This is a genomic window from Streptomyces sp. NPDC002888 (genome assembly GCF_042888465.1).
Lineage (GTDB): Bacteria > Actinomycetota > Actinomycetes > Streptomycetales > Streptomycetaceae > Streptomyces.
This window is the reverse complement of the sequence record NZ_JBIAPU010000001.1, coordinates 47947-62108: the sequence shown is the minus strand read 5'-3', so window position 1 is coordinate 62108 and position 14162 is coordinate 47947. Positions and strand designations below refer to the sequence as shown.

At 72.3% G+C, this 14162-nt stretch carries 14 protein-coding genes; 7 read left to right on the top strand and 7 right to left on the bottom strand.

From position 1 onward, the window contains the following. Positions 1 to 9: 9 nt before the first annotated feature. On the bottom strand, positions 10 to 792 hold the full coding sequence (locus tag ACFYWX_RS00260) for a creatininase family protein (protein WP_389421758.1): 783 nt from the start codon (positions 790 to 792) through the stop codon (positions 10 to 12). A 39-nt stretch (positions 793 to 831) separates the two neighbouring features. Between ACFYWX_RS00260 and ribA the strand changes: the two genes are divergently transcribed. The 4 genes from ribA to ACFYWX_RS00240 all read left to right on the top strand — a co-directional run bounded on the left by ribA (position 832) and on the right by ACFYWX_RS00240 (position 4922). After that, a complete protein-coding gene (gene ribA / locus ACFYWX_RS00255; RefSeq protein WP_389421757.1) occupies positions 832 to 1491 on the top strand; it encodes a GTP cyclohydrolase II in 660 nt (219 codons plus the stop codon). Positions 1492 to 1574: 83 nt separating this feature from the next. Continuing rightward, positions 1575 to 2720, top strand: a complete 1146-nt coding sequence (locus ACFYWX_RS00250; protein WP_389421756.1) for an NAD(P)/FAD-dependent oxidoreductase — start codon at positions 1575 to 1577, stop codon at positions 2718 to 2720. Further along, positions 2717 to 3778 (top strand): saccharopine dehydrogenase, encoded by a 1062-nt coding sequence (locus ACFYWX_RS00245; RefSeq protein WP_389421755.1) that lies wholly within the window; start codon positions 2717 to 2719, stop codon positions 3776 to 3778. Before ACFYWX_RS00250 ends, ACFYWX_RS00245 begins: the two co-directional genes overlap by 4 nt. Further along, a complete protein-coding gene (locus ACFYWX_RS00240) occupies positions 3771 to 4922 on the top strand; it encodes a saccharopine dehydrogenase family protein (protein ID WP_389421754.1) in 1152 nt (383 codons plus the stop codon). Before ACFYWX_RS00245 ends, ACFYWX_RS00240 begins: the two co-directional genes overlap by 8 nt. Positions 4923 to 4961: 39 nt before the next feature. On the opposite strand, the gene ACFYWX_RS00235 is transcribed toward ACFYWX_RS00240, so the two are convergent. The 3 genes from ACFYWX_RS00235 to ACFYWX_RS00225 all read right to left on the bottom strand — a co-directional run bounded on the left by ACFYWX_RS00235 (position 4962) and on the right by ACFYWX_RS00225 (position 8215). Continuing rightward, positions 4962 to 6191, bottom strand: a complete 1230-nt coding sequence (locus tag ACFYWX_RS00235) for a serine hydrolase domain-containing protein (protein WP_389421753.1) — start codon at positions 6189 to 6191, stop codon at positions 4962 to 4964. A 66-nt stretch (positions 6192 to 6257) separates the two neighbouring features. Continuing rightward, on the bottom strand, positions 6258 to 7631 hold the full coding sequence (locus ACFYWX_RS00230) for an MFS transporter (protein WP_389421752.1): 1374 nt from the start codon (positions 7629 to 7631) through the stop codon (positions 6258 to 6260). After that, complete coding sequence (locus tag ACFYWX_RS00225) at positions 7628 to 8215, bottom strand: TetR/AcrR family transcriptional regulator (RefSeq protein ID WP_389421751.1); 588 nt, start codon at positions 8213 to 8215, stop codon at positions 7628 to 7630. The genes ACFYWX_RS00230 and ACFYWX_RS00225 overlap by 4 nt, the downstream gene beginning before the upstream one ends. 106 nt (positions 8216 to 8321) lie before the next feature. On the opposite strand from ACFYWX_RS00225, the gene ACFYWX_RS00220 reads away from it, so the two are divergent. Continuing rightward, complete coding sequence (locus ACFYWX_RS00220) at positions 8322 to 8768, top strand: TIGR03618 family F420-dependent PPOX class oxidoreductase (RefSeq protein ID WP_389421750.1); 447 nt, start codon at positions 8322 to 8324, stop codon at positions 8766 to 8768. A 29-nt stretch (positions 8769 to 8797) separates the two neighbouring features. Here the strand turns inward: ACFYWX_RS00220 and ACFYWX_RS00215 are convergent, their stop codons facing one another. Beyond that, entirely contained in the window at positions 8798 to 10003 is a 1206-nt protein-coding gene (locus tag ACFYWX_RS00215; protein ID WP_389421749.1) for an MFS transporter, read from the bottom strand. A gap of 174 nt (positions 10004 to 10177) precedes the next feature. Here ACFYWX_RS00215 and ACFYWX_RS00210 point away from each other — a divergent pair, with 174 nt between their 5' ends. Continuing rightward, on the top strand, positions 10178 to 11245 hold the full coding sequence (locus ACFYWX_RS00210) for an N-acetylmuramoyl-L-alanine amidase (protein ID WP_389421748.1): 1068 nt from the start codon (positions 10178 to 10180) through the stop codon (positions 11243 to 11245). 30 nt (positions 11246 to 11275) lie between these two features. Here ACFYWX_RS00210 and ACFYWX_RS00205 read toward each other — a convergent pair whose 3' ends face one another. Next, positions 11276 to 12199, bottom strand: coding sequence for a phosphotransferase family protein (locus ACFYWX_RS00205; RefSeq protein ID WP_389421747.1), 924 nt, complete (start codon positions 12197 to 12199; stop codon positions 11276 to 11278). A 104-nt stretch (positions 12200 to 12303) separates the two neighbouring features. Here ACFYWX_RS00205 and ACFYWX_RS00200 point away from each other — a divergent pair, with 104 nt between their 5' ends. Beyond that, the gene (locus ACFYWX_RS00200) at positions 12304 to 12711 is read left to right on the top strand and encodes a VOC family protein (protein ID WP_389421746.1); all 408 of its coding nucleotides are present in this window, start codon (positions 12304 to 12306) and stop codon (positions 12709 to 12711) included. Between the two features lie 41 nt (positions 12712 to 12752). Here ACFYWX_RS00200 and ACFYWX_RS00195 read toward each other — a convergent pair whose 3' ends face one another. Next, complete coding sequence (locus tag ACFYWX_RS00195; RefSeq protein ID WP_389421745.1) at positions 12753 to 14102, bottom strand: MFS transporter; 1350 nt, start codon at positions 14100 to 14102, stop codon at positions 12753 to 12755. Positions 14103 to 14162: the final 60 nt, after the last annotated feature.

Below are 14162 nucleotides of genomic sequence, written 5' to 3'. Positions count from 1 at the left end.
TCGGGGCGGTTACGCGCGCCCGGTGTCCGTCGTCCCGTCCGCCGCCGAAGTCAGCAGCGAGAAATACGAGTTGAAGGAATCGGCGAAGCTCGCCAGGAGTTCCTTCCCCTTTTCCGCGGAACCGAGGGAGGGACGGCCGATGACGCCCGAATCGGTATAGGCGGACATTCCCACGGTGAGGAGATGACGGCGGTCGTCCGCGACGAAATCGGCGGACTCATAACCGGGGCGGATCAATTCGGGATGAGCGTGCAGGAGGATGGAGGTCTCGATTTCCCCGGCGTGCATGTCGGTGAGCAGCGAGGTCACCACCCCGGCCCGCTCCCGCGCCGCCTCCCAGTCCTCCGGGGCCGGGAAGAGCGCCATCCGCTCACCGCGCGCGGAGGCCTCCTGGACCACGTTGCCCAGGACGTAGTTGCCCCCGTGCCCGTTGACGACCACCAGGGCCTCGACGCCCGAGCGGCGCAGCGACGCCGCGATGTCCTGTACCACCGCGTGAAGGGTCACGGAGGAGATGCTGACGGTTCCCGGCCAGTCCGCGTGCTCGTGCGAGCAGCCGATGGTCACCGGAGGAAGGAGGTGCACGGGATACGTGGCGGCGATCTCCCGTGCGATGGCACAGGCCACCAGCGTGTCGGTGGCCAGCGGCAGGTACGGGCCGTGCTGTTCGAAGCTTCCGACCGGAAGGATCGCGACCTGCGTTGAGACGACCGCGCCTCGCGTCCGTACGTCTTCGGTAGTGTCCGCCGGCACCAGACCGTACGCCTCCGACCGTATTCCCGAACCACTCATCTTTTCACGGCCTTTCGTCTCTGCTTAGGAACCCAGATCATGACAGAAAAAATTGGTGTGCTCGGCAAGAAGTCACCGCAGCGCACGGGCGTGGAGCGTGTGGTGAATGCCCCGCTGCCCACCGTGTACGGGAAATTCCAGGCGGTCGGTTACCTCGACCACGACCGCGGCGACGAACAGGTGGCCCTGGTCTACGGCGACATCGGCACGGACGATGTCCTGACCCGGCTGCACTCCGAGTGCCTGACCGGTGACGCCTTCGGCTCCCAGCACTGCGAGTGCGGCGACCAGTTGGCCTCGGCGCTGCGTGCGGTCGTCGCAGAGGGCAGCGGGATCGTCGTCTACCTCAGAGGGCATGAAGGCCGCGGCATCGGCCTGCTCGCCAAGCTGCGCGCGATGGCCCTGCAGGCGGAGGGTCTGGACACCGTCGAGGCCAACCTCGCCCTCGGCCTGCCGGTGGACGCCCGCGACTACGGCGTCGCCGCGGAGATGCTGAAGGACCTGGGCGTGCGGTCCGTGCGCCTGATGTCGAACAACCCGCGCAAGCGCGACGCGCTGACGGAGAACGGCATCCAGGTCGCCGAGCAGGTTCCGCTGCTCATACCGCCGTGCGAGAGCAACATCACCTACCTCAGGACCAAGCGGGAGCGCCTCGATCACCACCTGCCCCATCTGGACGCGGTGGCGCACTGGTCCTGACCCGGGTCCGGGCGGTGTCCTAGGAGTACGTATCCGGCCTCGGCGCCATGGCCGGGGCCGCTCGCCGGAAGGGAGCCGCCCGCGTGAACACGCATGCCTCTGTCGTCGTCATCGGTGGCGGAGTGATGGGCACCAGCATCGCCCACCACCTGGCCGCCGCCGGTGTCCGCGACGTCGTCCTCGTCGAACGCGACGAACTGGCCGCCGGGTCCACCTCGAAGGCCGCGGGCGGGGTCCGCGCCCAGTTCTCCGACGCGCTCAACGTCCGGCTCGGGGCGCGCAGCCTGGAGGCGTTCGGCCGGTTCGAGGAGGAGTTCGGACAGGACATCGGGCTGCGCCGGGTCGGCTATCTGTTCCTGCTGTCGACGCCCGAGGAGGTGGCCGCCTTCGAGGCGGGCGTCGCGCTGCAGAACTCCCTCGGCGTGCCCAGCCGCATGATCACCCCGGCCGAGGCCCGCCGCCTCTCCCCGCTGATCACCACCGACGGCCTGCACGCGGCCGCCTACTCGCCGGACGACGGCCACTGCACCCCCGAAGCCGTCGTGCACGGTTACGCGGCCGCCGCCCGCGGGCGCGGTGTGCAGATCCTGCGCCACACCGCGGTCACCGGCATCGAACGGCGCGGCGACACCATCACGGCCGTGGTGACCACCCTCGGCCGGATCGCCACCGACACGGTGATCTGCGCGGCCGGCGCCTGGTCCCGGGCGATCGGCGCCATGGTCGGCGTGGACCTGCCGGTGCAGCCGCTGCGCCGGCAGATCGCGGTCACGGAGGCGGTGCCCGGACTGCCGCCCGAGCTGCCCATGACCATCGACTTCGCCAGCAGCCTCTACTTCCACGCGGAGGGGCCCGGCCTCCTCGTCGGCATGTCCGACCCCGACGAACGCCCCGGCTTCGCCACCGACACCCACGACCGCTGGATCCCCCGCCTCGCCGCGGCCATGCAGCGTCGCGCCCCCGCCCTGCTCGACACGCGCCGCACCGGCGGCTGGGCCGGCCTGTACGAGGTCACCCCGGACCACAACGCGCTGATCGGCGAGGCGACTTCGGTATCCCGTTTTCTGTATGCGACCGGCTTCTCGGGGCACGGTTTCCTCCAGGGACCGGCCGTCGGCGAGGTGATCCGCGACCTGTACCTGGGCCGCGTACCCTTCGTGGACGTCAGCCCCCTGAGCGCCGGCCGGTTCGAGGCCGACGCCCCGCGTCCGGAGGTCAACTGCGTATGACGGAGCTCCACCTGTGGCTGCGCCACGAGGTCCGCACCACCGAGCGGCGCACCCCCATCGTGCCCTCCGACGCCCGGCGGCTCGTGGAGGCCAAAGTGGCACTGACCGTCGAGGAGTCCCCGCAGCGCATCTTCCCCGTGGAGGAGTACGAGGCGGTCGGCTGCCGTGTCGCCCCCGCGGGCTCCTGGGTGTCGGCGCCGCGCGACGCCGTTGTCCTCGGCCTCAAGGAACTCCCCGACGAGCCGGGCGAACTGACGCACCGGCACATCTTCTTCGGGCACGCCTACAAACGTCAGCCCGGGGCCGCCGACCTGCTGCGCCGGTTCGCCGCCGGGGGAGGGGCGCTGCTCGACCTGGAGTACCTGGTCGACGACGTGGGCCGCCGCCTCGCCGCCTTCGGCTTCTGGGCCGGCTACCTGGGCGCCGCCCTGGCCGTGCTCCAGCACCGCGGCCGTCTCGCGGCGCCGCTGCGGCCCACCGACAAGGACGAGCTGGACGAGACGCTGCGCGCGGCCACCGGGGCCGAGGGCTTCACCGCGCTCGTGATCGGCGCCCTGGGCCGCAGCGGCCGCGGGGCGCGCGTCGCGTTCCACACCGCCGGGATCGAGCCCACCTGCTGGGACCTCGCCGAGACCCGCGACCTGGACCGCCGCGCCCTGCTGGACCACGATGTCCTGGTCAACTGCGTCCTCGCCACCACCCCGGTCCCGCCCTTCGTCCGGGAACAGGACCTCGACGACCCCGCCCGCCGCCTGCGCACCCTCTCCGACGTCACCTGCGACGTCGGCTCGCCCCTCAACGTCCTGCCGGTCTACGACCGCACCACCGAGTGGACGGACCCCGTACGGCGGCTGCGCAAGGAACCCCCGCTCGACCTGATCGCCATCGACAACCTGCCCTCCCTCCTGCCCCGCGAGTCCAGCACCGACTTCTCGGCGGCCCTGCTGCTCCAGCTGCTCGACTTCACCACCGGCGGCCCGTGGGGACGCTGTCTGGACCGGTTCCACCAGACCTGCCGTGAACTCGGCATCGAGGAAGGGGACTTCCGCAATGACTGAGCCGGTTTCCGCGAGCGGCACCGTCCACTGGGTCGGCGCCGGACTGTCCACCGGAAGCGGTCTGTCCGCGCTGTGCGGCGACGCCGAGCGGGTACGGCTGTGGCACCGCACCGAGGAGCGCGCGGCCGAGGCCCTCGGCCGACTGGGCCTCACCGGCCGCGCCGAGCCCCGCACGTACACGCTTGAGGCGCTCACCGCCGAGCTGGCGCCCGGGGACGTCGTCGTGTCGATGCTGCCCGCCCCGGAGCACGCGTCCCTGCTGGCGGCGTGTGTGCGGCGACGGGCCCACTTCGCCTGCTCCAGCTACGTTTCGGATGCCGTCCTGGAGCTGGTGCCCGAGGCCACGGCCGCCGGGATCGTCGTGCTGACCGAGGCCGGGCTCGACCCGGGCATCGACCACCTCTTCGCGCACAGCCTCGTCGCCCGCGCCCGGGAGGCGATCGGTGACGCGGCGGCGGCCTCGTACGACCTCACCTCGTACTGCGGGGGCATCCCCGCGGTCCCCAACGACTTCCGGTACCGCTTCAGCTGGGCGCCCCTCGGCGTCCTCAACGCCCTGCGCTCGCCCGCCCGTTACATCGAGGACGGTGCCGAGACCGTCGCGGAGCGGCCCTGGGAGGCCACCCGCGCGCACGTCGTCGACGGCGAGACCTTCGAGGTCTACCCCAACCGTGACAGCGTGCCGTTCGTCGAACAGTACGAACTTCCGTCGGCCTGGAAGCCGTTGGGCTTCGTGCGCGGCACCCTGCGGCTGGACGGCTGGCTGCGGGCCTGGGACGCGGTGTTCGAGGAGCTCAAGGCGGGCGACGACGCCCGGATCGCCGCCCTGGCGCGGGAGCTGGCGGACATCCACCCCACCACGGACGCCGACCGCGACCGCGTCGTCCTGGCCGTCTCACTGGCCGTGCGAGGTGCGGGCGACCGTGCGTGGTCCGGCAGTTACCTCCTCGACCTGGAGGGCGACGCGGACGAGAGCGCCATGGCCCGTTGCGTCTCCCGCACCCTCGCCCTCGGCGTCCGCCACATCCTCGACGGCTCCCTGCCGTCCGGGTTGAGCCGCGCCGCCGAGACGGCGTCCCGTTCGCAGGAGTGGCTCGGCGAACTCGCCCGGGAAGGGCTTGAGTTCACCCTGCGTGTCGAGTGACCCGGTCGGGTCGGCCGTGTCGACGGCTGACCGGGCAGGTCAGTCCGTGATCGCCTCGTGGACCAGCCGCTTGAGTTCGGGGTAGAGCTTCAGGGACTTGCGCGGGCGCAGCTGTGTCAGGAACTGGACGGTCAGGTCACGGCCGGGGTCGACCCAGAACGTCGTCGTGGCCACGCCGCTCCAGCCGTAGGTGCCGAGGCCGGACGGGGCCTGGGTGCGCCGGGGGTCGATCACCACGGAGACGCCGAGGCCGAACCCGACGCCGTCGTTGCCGGGTTCGTCGTGGGCGGGGCGGCTGCCGATCTCGCGCAGGTCGGCGCCGCCCGGCAGGTGGTTGCTGGCCATCAGGTCCACGGTGCCGGGCTCTAGCAGGCGGGTGCCGTCGAGTTCGCCGCGCCGCCGCAGCAGCTCCGTGAACCGGTGGATGTCGTAGGCGGTCGCCACCATGCCGCCGCTGCCCGACAGGAACCGGGGGCGGCCGAACAACGGCAGGCCGGCAATCGGCTCTATGCCGCCGCTGTCGGTGTCACCGTACAACTCGGCCAGCCGCCCGGCCTGTTCGTCCGTGACCTGGAACCCGGCGTCGGTCATGCCGAGCGGGCGGAAGATCCGCTCGGCGAGGAACGCGTCCAGCGGCTGCCCGGAGACGACCTCGATGACCCGGCCCAGGACGTTGGTGGCCACCGAGTAGTTCCACTGCGTCCCCGGCTCGAACTGCAACGGCAGCCGCGCGTACGCCTCGACGGTCTCGGCCAGGTCCGAGCCCGGCAGCACCGCCGACTCCAGGCCGGCCTCGCGGTAGAGGGCGTCGACGGGGTGGCAGTGGTAGAAGGCGAAGGTCAGACCGGCGGTGTGGGTCATCAGGTGCCGCACGCGTATGGGCCGTTCGACCGGACGGGTCTCCATCCCGGCACCGGAGCCGCCGACGTACACCCGCTGGTCGCCGAAGGCCGGGAGATGGTCGGAGACCGGGTCGTCGAGCGACAGCCTGCCCTCCTCCACCAGCATCAGCGCGGCGACCGACGTGACCGGCTTGGTCATGGAGTAGATGCGGTACAGGGTGTCGGGCTCGACCGGGAGACCGGCCGTGACGTCACGATGACCGTGCGTGGTGAGGTGGGCGACGCGGCCGCCGCGGGAGACCGCCATGAGGAAGCCGGGCAGGCGCCCCTCGTCGACGAAGCGGGCGACGTACCGGTCGAGGCGCTCCAGCGCCTTCGCGTCCAGCCCGACCTCGCGCGGGTCGACCTCTTGTCGCAGCTGTGCCATCGTTCTTTTCCTCCGTTGTGTCCGTCGAGGTGCGCTCGGGCATACCCCGCCCGGACGGCCTCAGGTTCATCGTCCCGCAGGAACACCTGAGCGGGTCCCCACATCGCCCCGATCTGTGATCGTCGCGACGGTGCGCCCCGGCAGCGCGCATCCCGCCACCGCCCCGAGTCCGGCCATCGCGGCCAGGGCGAGCAGCGGGGAGCGTGCCGTGCCGAGCCCCATGAGCAGGGCCGCCACGGCGACGCCCAGCACCGGCCCGACGTTCATCGCTGTCTGCTGCAGCCCGCCCGCCACCCCTGCCGACTCCACGGGAGCCTGCCGTACGACGACATGCGTCGCCGCCACCATCACCGTCCCGAACCCCGCGCCCAGCAGCGCGAAGCCGGCGCACAGCGCGGGCGTGCCCGCCGCCCGGACGAGCACCAGGACGCCGAGCGCGAGCACGACCGTCGCCCCCACCGTCGTACGACGGGCGCCGGCCTGGCGCAGCAGCAGCGGGCAGCCCGCCGCCGCGCCCACCATCAGCACGGCGAGCGGCAGGCTGATCAGGGCGCTGTGGAACGCGTCGAGGCCCAGCTCGCCCTGGAGGACGTGGACGCACGCGAACAGCGTGCCGTTCAGGGCGGCCGACGCGGCGACCAGGACCCCGAGCGCCGCGCCCACGGCCGGTACGCCGACGACGTCCGACGGCACGAGCGGGCTCACGGTCCGCCGCTCGTGCCGGACGAGGGCGACGCCGGCGACGACGGCCACGGCCAGGCCGAGCCCGTCGGCCGGGGGCCGCCCCGACGCGGGGAGCGCGACGAGGGTGTGGACCAGACAGGCGAGGCAGAGCGCGAGGAGCAGGGCACCGGGCAGGTCCAGCCGGGGCGCCCCCGCCCGGGTGGGCCTCGGCGCGCTCCTGACTCCGAGGGCGAGCACGCCGAGCACCAGGGCCGGTACCACGTTGAGGAAGAACACCGCCCGCCATCCGAAGCCCGTCACCAGGGCTCCGCCGACGACCGGCCCCACGGCGGCCGCCACACCGATGCCGGCGGTCCGCACCGCGAGCGGCCGCCGCAGCCGCTCCGGCGGGAACGCGGCCCGCAGCATCCCGAGCGTGGCCGGCTGCGACAGCGCGCCGAACACCCCCTGCACGACCCGCAGTCCGATCACCCATCCGACCCCGGGCGCGAGCCCGATCCCCGCCGAGGCGACCGCGAAGCCGACCATGCCGACACCGAAGGTCCGGTGGTGCCCGAACCGGTCGCCGAGCCGACCCGCGAACACCAACAGGCCCGCCACCGCGATGAGATACCCGGTGCTGGTCCACTGGACCTGAGTGAGGGAGGCGTCCAGGTCGCGCCGCAGGGTGGGCTGCGCGACGACGAGCACCGTGCCGTCCAGAGCGACGATCACCGCTCCGGCCACGCTGCTCGCCAGTGTCAGCGCGCGGTTCACCGGCCGTCCTCCGGCCCGAGGTGCGCGTCCAGGGCCGTCCGCAGCAGCGGTACGAAGTCATCGGTGCCGGTGGCCAGTTGGAGGCTGCCCCAGCCCCACAGCTGGGCGATGCCGTGCAGGTTCGCCCACAACACGCCCGCGACGGCCCGGGCGTCCGCGTCCGGGCGGGCCCGCCCGACCAGCTCCACCAGCACACCGAAGAGCGGAAGACTGGTGTCCCGTAGGCCCAAGTGGCCGCTCTCCAGAAGGTCGTGTCGGAACATCAGTTCATACATTCCGGGGTTGCCCAGCGCGAACTCCAGGTACACCCGCCCCAGCGTCGCCACCTGCGCGCGGGGGCTCGCCGTACCGTCGTCGACCGCCGCCACGGCCCGGTCGCCCAGGTCGGCGAAGCCACGGCGCGCGATGGCCGACAGCAGTTCCAGATGGGTGGGGAAGTACCGGCGGGGCGCGCCGTGCGAGACACCGGCCCGCCGGGCGATCTCCCGCAGGGTCAGCGCGTTTGCGCCCTCGCGGGTCACCAGGTCCACGCCGACGTCGATGAGGCGGGAGCGCAGATCCGGCCCTGTCTCGGATGAGGTCATGGACACTGTCTACCAGCGGCTCGTAGACAGTGTCTACCGGTGACTCGTAGACAGTGTCTACTGCCATGAGGGAATGCAGACGCCGGTGGCCCGGGTTGTCCCAGGCATGACCCAGGACGCGAACCAGAACGCACTGCTCGCGCTGCTCTCCGACGGCCGCGGCGGGGTGCTGGTCACCCTCAAACGCGACGGCCGCCCCCAACTCTCGAACGTGAGCCACCACTACTACCCGGAGGAGGGGGTCGTCCGGATCTCGGTCACCGACGACCGCGCCAAGGCCCGCAACCTGCGCCGGGATCCGCGGGCCTCTTACCACGTGACCTCTTCGAACCACCGTGCCTACACGGTCGTCGAGGGCACGGCCGACCTCTCGCCCGTCGCGAAGGAACCGTACGACGAGACCGTCGAGGAACTGGTCCGCCTCTACCGCGACGTCGTCGGCGAGCACCCCGACTGGGACGACTACCGCGCCGCCATGGTCCGGGACCGCCGTTTGGTGGTGCGGCTGCGCGTGGAACGGGCGTACGGCATCCCCAAGGGCGCCCAGGCCTGAGTCCGGCCCGGGCCCCATAGGCGCACCGGTCACGACCCCGGCGTCGGGAAGCCGTGCCTGCGCGCGCCCGTCACCACGGCGAGGACCGGCAGGAGCAGCGCGAGCACGCTCCACGGGAACGCGCTCGCGCCGAACAGGTCGAGGAGGATCCCGCCGGCCGCCCCGCCGCCGGCCATCGCCACGTTCCACAGGGTGACCAGCATCGCCTGCGCGGACTCCGCCCGTTCGCCGCCCGCCTCGGCCACCGCGGTCTGGAGCAGCGTGGGCACCCCGCCCCAGCCGAGCCCCCACAGCGCGGCCGCCGCGTAGACCGCGACCGGGCTGTCGGCGACCAGGGCCAGCAGGGCCGCGGCGGCCCCGATCAGCAGGACGCCCGCCACGGTGAGCGCGCGCAGCCGGCGGTCGACGCGGGAGCCGGTGACCCAGATACTCATCAGGGAGGCGCCGCCGAACACCAGCAGCACCACATCCGCCGCCCCGCCCATGCCGATCCGGTCCAGGAACGTGGCGATGTAGGCGTACAGGACGGTGTGCGCGAGGACGAGCACGAGGGTGACGAACAGGACGGCCACGACCCCCGGGACGGCCAGGGCCCCCCGCACCGGTGCCCCGCCGCCGCGTTCCTGCCCGGGCCGGTCCGGAACCAGCAGCGCGATCCAGCCGAGCAGCGCCACGGCGACGACGGTCATCAGCCAGAACGCCGCCCGCCAGCCCAGCGCCTCACCGACGAACGTGCCCGCGGGCACCCCCAGCGACAGCGCCACGGGAATACCGGTCATGACGACCGCGACCGCCCGCCCCCGCAGAGGCGCGGGCACCAGACCGCGGGCGTACCCGGCAAGGAGCGCCCACGCCAGGCCCGCGGCCACGCCCGCGACGAACCGTGCCGCCATGGTCAGGGGATAGCTCGCCGAGGCGGCGGTGACCGTGTTGGCGACGGCGAAGCCCGTCATCGCCGCCAGCAGCAGCCGCTTGCGCCGCCAGGTCGCCGTCGCCGCCGACAGGGGGATCGCGGTGAGCGCCGTACCGACCGCGTACACGGTCACGGACTGCCCCGCCGCGGACTCGCCGACGCCGAGCCCCGCGCCCATCGCGGGCAGCAGCCCCGCGGGCAGGGTCTCGGTCAGGCTGGTGACGAACACGGCGGTGGCCAGGGCGAGCAGGGCGCGGAGCGGCAGCGTGGAGTTCTCAACGCCTCCCGCGGGGCGGGTTGGTTGAAGAGTTCGATTTCGCATGCCCGCAGGCTCGACCCTGACACGGATGTCAGATTCAAGCGGCAGCCGCTCGTTCGTGTGATGGCTTGGATTCCTCCAGCCGCCCAAGCGCAGCCGCCCTACGCTGCGTACGGCGACGCATGGAGACGACGGGGGACGGGGGGACGACGGGACGACAGAGGGAACGGAGGCTCGATGGCCACACCGCTCAGCGCTGCCAGACTGCTCGCCGCACTTCTCGCCGAGGGCTGCACCGTGCACGAGGTCCGCAGCTGGCGGACCCACAACCGCAACGGTGTGGGCGCCTGGGGCCCGGTGTACGGCGTGATGAACCACCACACCGCGACCGGATCCGGAGTCGACGTCGTCGACCTCATCTACGACGGACGCAGCGACCTGCCCGGCCCGCTCGCCACCGGCTGCATCACCAAGGACGGCGTCGTCCACCTCGTCGGCAACGGCCGCGCCAACCACGCCGGTGGCGGCGACGGGAGAGTCCTGGCCGCCGTGCGCGACGAGTCGTACGGCGACCGCCCGCCCGCTCCGCACCAGCACGAGGGCTCCGCCGGCGCCGTCGACGGCAACCGCCACTTCTACGGCTTCGAGTGCGAGAACCTCGGCACCGGCAAGGACCCGTGGCCGCGCGCCCAGTACGTGGCGATGGTCAAGGCCGACGCCGCGATCTGCCGCGCCCACGGCTGGAGCCGCAAGAGCGCGATCGGCCACCTGGAGTGGAGCGACTGGAAGCCCGACCCGCGCGGCTTCGACATGAAGGACTTCCGCCGTGATCTGGCCGACTGCCTGGCGCTGCCGGCGGGCCACTGGGAGAAGGAGGACCCCATGCCCCTCTACGTCAACCTCGGCATCGACGCGCCCTTCGAGCTCAGGCCCGGCGGCGACTGGGACGCCATCGAGTTCACCGCCGAGTGGACCGACGAGCCCGGCGGCCACGCCAACGACGGCTCCGTCTTCGTCCGCGGCCCGGCCCGCTTCACCGGCGAACTCAACCTGCGCGTCTCCGGCCTCCCCGCGGGCCGCGTCCTGCAGATCCGCCAGTCCGAGGTGGACTCCACCGGCGGGTACGTCACCGACCACCCCATCGGCGAACTCATCGGCACCTCGGGCGAGACGTTCGGCAAGTCGCCCATCACCGGCCGCATCGGCTCCGGTCGCCAGATGCGCATCCGGCTGAAGGCCTTCGAAACGGCGCCGGTGCGGGTCACCAGCGCCGTGCTGAAGGTGCTGGTGTGGAAGGAGGGCTGACGCGTCGGGCCGCGCCGGGAGCGGGGCTGCTCAGGCGGTGCCGAACCACGCCCGGGCCAGCGCGGGCAGCGTGGCCTGGGCGGGGGAGCCCAGTTCGCGCAGGTACCGGGGGAGGTTGCTGTACACGTGCAGCAGCGTGTACGCCATCAGCACCTGCGGCTCGATGGGGTGGCCGTAGGAGTTGGCGAGGCGGCCCATCAGCTTCGGGTCGCCCCGGGTGACGAACAGGCCGACTCCGACGAAGTCGTAGGCGCGGTCGCCGATCATGGCCGGCTCGAAGTCGAAGAGCCCCGTCAGACGCCACCCGTCGGGGTCGACGAGGAAGTGCTGGCGCATGACCTCGGTGTGCAACAGCGAGCGGCGCGGAGCCGGCGGCAGGGGAATCGTGGTGAGGAAGGCGGGAATCTGCTCCAGCCAGGCGGCCGACAGCCCGTGTCCGCGCTGCTGTTCCACGGCGTCTCGACGACGGCGGTCCGTGAAGGCGCCCCAACTGCCGGGCCCCAGCACGTCCTCCAGAGGTGCGGGATCCAGGGAGTGGAGTACGGCGAGAAGCCTGCCGATCTCGGCGACGAGCCGTTCACGGTCGGCCTGCGGTACGCGCTCCCAGGCGTGGGCGAGGTTCTCGCCGCGCAGCCGCGACATCAGCACGTACTGCCAGCCGTTCTCGTACGGCCCGAAGTCCTGCACCCGTGGCGTCGGCACCGGCAGCAACCCGTGGAGATGGGACAGCACACGGCCTTCGGCGACGCCGTCCTGCGCGGCGGCTCCGGGAAACAGTTTGAGGACGAGATCGTCACCCACGGCGTAGACCGGCTGCGACCCGTCCGGGAAGCGGGTCAGCGGTGCGCCCGCCAGACCGAGGCGCCCGCAGAGGTGCTCCGCCCCGGCCCGCATCACCCTCTCGTCGGGAACGACCGCGTCCCACTCTTCGTCAGTTTCCACCGGAGGCAGCATGATCGAGACCGTAGGCTGCCTCGTTGTCGGGAGGCAACGTATTTCCGACGGGTAGGCAGCCGCACGTTGTCCCGCGAGATTCAGCAGGAAGAGGAGAAGCCCGTATGTCCGTCAACGGTCGCAGTCACATCCGTATCGCCCGTCCATCGCGCGACCTCGACGCGGCCGAGCGGTTCTGGGTGGAGGGGCTGGGGCTCGGGGTCGTGTGGCGAACCGAGGGTGAGGCGCCGGGAGAGCATGATCTGCTGATGGTGGGGTGGCCGGACGCCGACTGGCATCTGGAGCTCGTGCATGATGCCGCCCACCCCGTGGAGCCGCGGCCCACCGAGGAGGACCTGCTGGTCGTGTACGTGGACGGGCCGGTGCCGGACGACCTGGTCGCCCGGCTGGAGGCGCACGGCGGCAAGCGGGTCCCGTCGCCCAACCCGTACTGGAACGAGTGGGGTGTGACGATCGAGGACCCGGACGGGTACCGGCTGGTGCTGTGCCGGAGGGGCTGGTCCAACCGGTAGGCCGGGGGCGAGGCGCAGCCCCGGCGCCGCACCCCCGGCCGTCAGGCCGTCACCGTCTCCGGCTGGGACGCCTCCCGCCGCGACCGCTCGCCGAGTTCCTCCGTCGGCACCTTCGCGGTCTCGCGGGCCGACAGGGCGGCGACGACCGGCGGGACGCACAGGGCCGCGGTGAAGAAGGCCACCGCCGACCAGTCGGCGCCGTCCGGGCCGGCGATCTGCGCGGCGAAGGTGACCGCGAAGCCGGCGACGGCGAAGCCGATCTGCGTGCCGACGGCCATGCCGGACAGGCGGACGCGGGTCGGGAACATCTCGCCGTAGAAGGAGGGCCACACGCCGTTCGCGGCGCTGTAGAGGACACCGAAGGCGACGACGCCCAGGACGAGGGTCAGGGGGTAGGAGCCCGTGGAGATCGCCCAGAGGTAGGCGAACATCGCCACCGCGCTGCCCGCGGCGCCGATCAGGTACACCGGGCGGCGGCCCACGCGGTCCGACAGCGTGGCCCACAGGGGGATCGCGGCCAGCGCCACCAGGTTGGCCAGCGCGCCCACCCACAGCATCGAGGAGCGGCTCATCCCGACGGAGTCGCTCGTCGCGTACGCCAGCGCCCACACCGTGAAGATCGTGCTGACCGAGGCGACGAGCGCGCCCGCGATCACCCGCAGCACATCCGCCCAGTGCTCGCGCAGCAGCACCACCAGCGGCAGCTTGGCGACGCCGTCGCCCGAGGCCTGCTGCTGGGCGAAGACCGGGGTCTCCTCCAGCTTGCGCCGGATGACGTAGCCCACGACCGCGACCGCGACGCTCAGCCAGAACGGGATCCGCCAGCCCCAGGACAGCAGTTGGTCGTCGGGGAGCGCGGCGACCGGGATGAAGACCAGCGTGGCGAGGAGCTGCCCGCCCTGGGTGCCGCTGAGCGTGAAGCTGGTGAAGAAGCCGCGCCGGTGCGGTGGCGCGTGTTCCAGCGTCATCGAGTTGGCGCTGGCCTGCTCGCCCGCCGCCGAGATGCCCTGGAGCACACGGCACAGGACCAGCAGGACGGGAGCGAGGGTGCCGACCTGGCCGCGGGTGGGGAGGCAGCCGATGAGGAACGTCGACAGGCCCATGAGGATCAGCGTGAAGACCATGATCTTCTTACGGCCGACCCGGTCGCCGAAGTGCCCGAGGAACAGGGCGCCCACGGGGCGGGCGGCGTACGCGACACCGAAGGTGGCCAGCGACAGCAGGGTGGCGGTCGCCGGGTCGGACTCGTCGAAGAAGACCTCGGGGAAGATCAGCGCGGCGGCACTGCCGTAGATGAAGAAGTCGTAGTACTCCAGGGCGCTGCCGATCCAGGCCGCAGTGGCGGCTTTCTTCGGCTGGCCCGTGGGCGGGGAGGCGGCGGGGACGGACACGGCGTGCTCCTTCGGGGGGCTCCACCATAGGCGGAGTGAGCGGAGGGGGGAGGGCCGGAT

Coding starts and splice junctions, on each gene's coding strand:
- ACFYWX_RS00260 (WP_389421758.1), bottom strand. CDS start 792: ATGAGTGGTTCGGGAATACGGTCGGAGGCGTACGGTCTGGTGCCGGCG.
- ribA (WP_389421757.1), top strand. CDS start 832: ATGACAGAAAAAATTGGTGTGCTCGGCAAGAAGTCACCGCAGCGCACG.
- ACFYWX_RS00245 (WP_389421755.1), top strand. CDS start 2,717: ATGACGGAGCTCCACCTGTGGCTGCGCCACGAGGTCCGCACCACCGAG.
- ACFYWX_RS00240 (WP_389421754.1), top strand. CDS start 3,771: ATGACTGAGCCGGTTTCCGCGAGCGGCACCGTCCACTGGGTCGGCGCC.
- ACFYWX_RS00235 (WP_389421753.1), bottom strand. CDS start 6,191: ATGGCACAGCTGCGACAAGAGGTCGACCCGCGCGAGGTCGGGCTGGAC.
- ACFYWX_RS00225 (WP_389421751.1), bottom strand. CDS start 8,215: ATGACCTCATCCGAGACAGGGCCGGATCTGCGCTCCCGCCTCATCGAC.
- ACFYWX_RS00220 (WP_389421750.1), top strand. CDS start 8,322: ATGACCCAGGACGCGAACCAGAACGCACTGCTCGCGCTGCTCTCCGAC.
- ACFYWX_RS00215 (WP_389421749.1), bottom strand. CDS start 10,003: ATGCGAAATCGAACTCTTCAACCAACCCGCCCCGCGGGAGGCGTTGAG.
- ACFYWX_RS00210 (WP_389421748.1), top strand. CDS start 10,178: ATGGCCACACCGCTCAGCGCTGCCAGACTGCTCGCCGCACTTCTCGCC.
- ACFYWX_RS00205 (WP_389421747.1), bottom strand. CDS start 12,199: ATGCTGCCTCCGGTGGAAACTGACGAAGAGTGGGACGCGGTCGTTCCC.
- ACFYWX_RS00200 (WP_389421746.1), top strand. CDS start 12,304: ATGTCCGTCAACGGTCGCAGTCACATCCGTATCGCCCGTCCATCGCGC.